This window comes from Hydrocoleum sp. CS-953, assembly GCF_002260545.1.
GTDB lineage: Bacteria > Cyanobacteriota > Cyanobacteriia > Cyanobacteriales > Microcoleaceae > Trichodesmium.
The window spans coordinates 1-3,637 of sequence record NZ_LGSU01000558.1 but is presented as its reverse complement, the minus strand read 5'-3'; the positions used below and the strand labels follow the sequence as shown (position 1 = coordinate 3,637).

Below are 3,637 nucleotides of genomic sequence, written 5' to 3'. Positions count from 1 at the left end.
AGATAAAGATGATTTAGTTATAGTTTATGTTTCATCTCCTAAAAAAGCTGTTGTTGGTTACTTTAAAATCAAAAACATTATTAAAAAAGAAGTTTCTTACCTTTGGGAAGAAGTAGAGGACAAAGCAGGAATTACCTCTGAAGAATTTTACGATTATTATTCAGGAGTAAAGTTTGGCATAGGAATATTTTTCCAAAAAAGTAAGACCTTTAAAAAAACAGTCGAATTAGAACAATTAAGAGAAGAATTGAATAATTTTAGACCTCCCCAAAGTTATCGTTATTTAAAATCCGATGAATGGGAAATTATTAAGAGATTGGTAGATTATGATTTTGAATAGTTAAAAATAAAAATAACTGTATATGACAATTAAACAACTAACTTTATTTGTTGAACTTTTCGAGGAATTTGCTGACTCATATCCCTATAGCTCAGAAGGATTAAATCATAGAGCTTCTTATGAAAAACAACGTCAACAAGGTCGCCGTAATTTTGAAGAAATAACTGCTGCTGTTAAGGTAGGGGAAGACATAACTGAATCCGTTAGATTCAAACTTTTACCTCATACTGATACTACCAGAAATCGACAAAGGGGTGCATGGATTCACATTACTGAATCAAACAATATTGATTTAACTGAATGGTTTCAATTCTGGAAAAATCAAGGTTGGGAAAAGCAAGAATATTGGTCTGTTATTGCTAGAGAAATTTATAATTTTNATTCTGGAGAATTTCAAGTAGAAAAAATGACACCTATTCTGAATGCACTAAAACCAGATAATTTTCTTTTAATTAATGATAGATCGAGAAAAGTAATTAATTATTTAAGTAACACAAAATATACTGAAAAGCTAACTGAATACCCATATATTAATCTCACTGGTCATAATCTAATTTTAGAGTTAGCTGAAGAAATGCAGAAACAAAATATACCTGCAATGCGAGATGATGATTTGTTTGATATGTTTTGTCATTGGTTAGTAGCTGTGAAAAAATACAATTTTCCTAGTGAAAATATCAACAGTACAGACAATATTTATGAAACTAATCAAGATGAAAAAATAAATTCCACTTCAAGCAATAAACATCTCCATAAAAAGTTCTTAAACCCCGATCCTGCTATTCCAAAATCAGTATTTTTGGAGAGGTCTAATTTAAAAGGAGAATACACTCTAACTCAATGCTCCCAAGAAACCAACTTCCCAGAAACACAACTTACCCAATGGATACGCGCTATCAACCGCAAAAAACAAGCCATTTTCCAAGGTCCACCTGGTATCGGCAAAACTTTCCTCGCTCAAAAACTCGCTGAACATTTAACTAGTGGAGGTGACGGTTTCTGGGAACTCATTCAATTTCATCCTGCTTACACCTACGAAGACTTTATTCAAGGTATTCGACCGCAAAGCGAAGATGGAAAACTCACCTACCCTGTTGTTCCGGGTCGCTTCCTGAAATTTTGTCAAAAAGCAGCACTCTGTCAAGATACCTGCGTACTCATTATTGATGAAATTAACCGCGCTAACCTTTCCCAAGTTTTCGGTGAACTTATGTATCTTCTGGAATACCGCGATGCAAAAATTCCCCTTGCTGGTAGTGGAGAATTATTTAGTATCCCGGAAAATGTTCGCATTATTGGTACGATGAATACTGCCGATCGCTCTATTGCTTTAGTAGATCATGCACTCCGTCGTCGGTTTGCTTTCATTACTCTTTCTCCTAACTACGAAATATTGCGCCAATATCACCAGGAAATAGACACAGATTTTTTAGTGGAAGGGTTAATTAAACTTTTAGAAGCAGTCAACCAAGAAATAAATGACCCCAACTATCAAGTTGGCGTTTCCTTCTTTCTTAGAGAATATATTGAAGAGGAAATACAAGATATTTGGCAAATGGAAATTGAACCATATTTAGAGGAATATTTCTTTGCTCAACCAGAAAAAGTCGATGAGTTTCGGTGGGATAAAATTAAAGATTTGATATCAGAATAAAAAAATTACATGACTTACGCAGACAACCTTAGAAACCGGGTTTTTCGCCAATGCTTATTGTTAAAAACAATGATTATCCTAAAAACCCGGTTTCTTTATCAAAAAATTACAAGAGTTACACAGACAATCTTAGAAACCGGGTTTTTCGCCAATGTTTATTGTTAAAAACAACGATTATCCTAAAAACCCGGTTTCTTTGCGTAAGTCCTAAATTAGATAGACACTTCTCCAAACATCTCTTCCTGTAAAAAAATCTGTTATGCCTACCTTTTTACAATATGAAATCTCCCCAAATAATCGAACTTACTGAATATCAACCTCGCCAGTTTCCACCAGATAAAATTTACTATGATATTGCAGAAAAATTATGGCAAGAATACGGCAAAAAAGGTAAAAAAATTCAAGTAGAGTTTCCCTCTCCCAAAACCAACCACAAATTGGAATTTACTTCTCAAGGATGGGTTGGTTATATTCCTATAACTCCAGAATTTCACGTCATTCTCAAACCAAAAGTACCACTTCATAACCTATTTGGAATGTTGGAATATGCCTACAATCTTACAAGTTTTCGTTTATTAGATGGTTTAGTTAACTGTAATTCTCTACAAGAATTTTACAACTGTTTAGGTAATATTCTGGCTGAAAAAATATTAGACCGGGGTCGAAAAGGTTTTTATCGCGCTTACCTGCCAAAAACAGAAAATTTAACTTACATTCGGGGGCGGTTAAATATGCAACAAGTTATGCAAAAACCCTGGGATGTTAGGTTGAAATGTGATTATCAAGAACACACTGCTAATATTCCTGATAATCAAATTTTGGCTTGGACTTTATTTATTATTGGTCGTAGTGGTTTCTGTTCTGAAAATGTCGCTCCAAAAGTGGCAAAAGCTTTTCATCTTTTGCAAGGTTTGGTCAATTTACAACCTTTTAAATCTAGTGATTGTGTAAACAGAAAGTATCATCGTTTGAATGAAGATTATCAAGTTTTACACTCTTTATGTCGATTTTTTTTAGATAATATTGGAGCTAGTCATCAACAGGGTAATTACTCAATGTTACCTTTTTTAATAGATATGGCTAAACTTTATGAAAAATTTGTAGCTGAATGGTTAAAAGTTCATCTACCCTCAAATTTAAGAGTTCGAGAGCAAGAAAAAGTAGATATTATTGATAATAAAATTTATGGTCGAATTGATCTAGTTATTTATGAAGTAAAAACTCGTAAGGTTGTTTATATCCTTGATACTAAATACAAGGTAAATACCAAATCCTCGCCAAATGATATTCATCAAGTAGTGGCTTATGCAACTTATACAAAATGTCAGGAAGCTGTTTTGATTTATCCTCAAAAATTAACTAATCCTATCAATGGATTTGTTGGTGATAGTGAAGTAAGATTGCGTAGTTTGACATTTGCTCTTGACTCTGATTTGGAAAAAGCTGGTCAATCTTTTTTAGCAGAATTAATAAAATCTGTTGATTTATGCTAGGCACTTATAGTCTTTTGTTAAGTTAGTATTAAGTAAGAGATTATTTAACTAAAGGGTATGTTAAATACCTACAATATATGTAATCAGGACTTACCCAAAATGTGAAATAATACATCAATTGTAGGGGTTAACGGCCGTTAACCCCTACTA

3 protein-coding genes are annotated in these 3,637 nt (G+C 33.1%); all 3 read left to right on the top strand.

The annotated features are described in order from the left end of the window. Nucleotides 1-340: hypothetical protein (locus tag AFK68_RS05970; protein ID WP_094671987.1), on the top strand; the 340-nt coding region annotated here is incomplete at its 5' end. Between the two features lie 406 nt (nt 341-746). Beyond that, nucleotides 747-1,994, top strand: coding sequence for an McrB family protein (locus tag AFK68_RS41100; protein ID WP_371357253.1), 1,248 nt, complete (start codon nt 747-749; stop codon nt 1,992-1,994). 278 nt (nt 1,995-2,272) lie between these two features. Further along, nucleotides 2,273-3,487: an McrC family protein gene (locus AFK68_RS05960; RefSeq protein WP_094671985.1), complete on the top strand. Its 1,215-nt coding sequence runs from the start codon at nt 2,273-2,275 to the stop codon at nt 3,485-3,487. Nucleotides 3,488-3,637 lie beyond the last annotated feature (150 nt).

Coding starts and splice junctions, on each gene's coding strand:
- AFK68_RS41100 (WP_371357253.1), top strand. CDS start 747: ATGACACCTATTCTGAATGCACTAAAACCAGATAATTTTCTTTTAATT.
- AFK68_RS05960 (WP_094671985.1), top strand. CDS start 2,273: ATGAAATCTCCCCAAATAATCGAACTTACTGAATATCAACCTCGCCAG.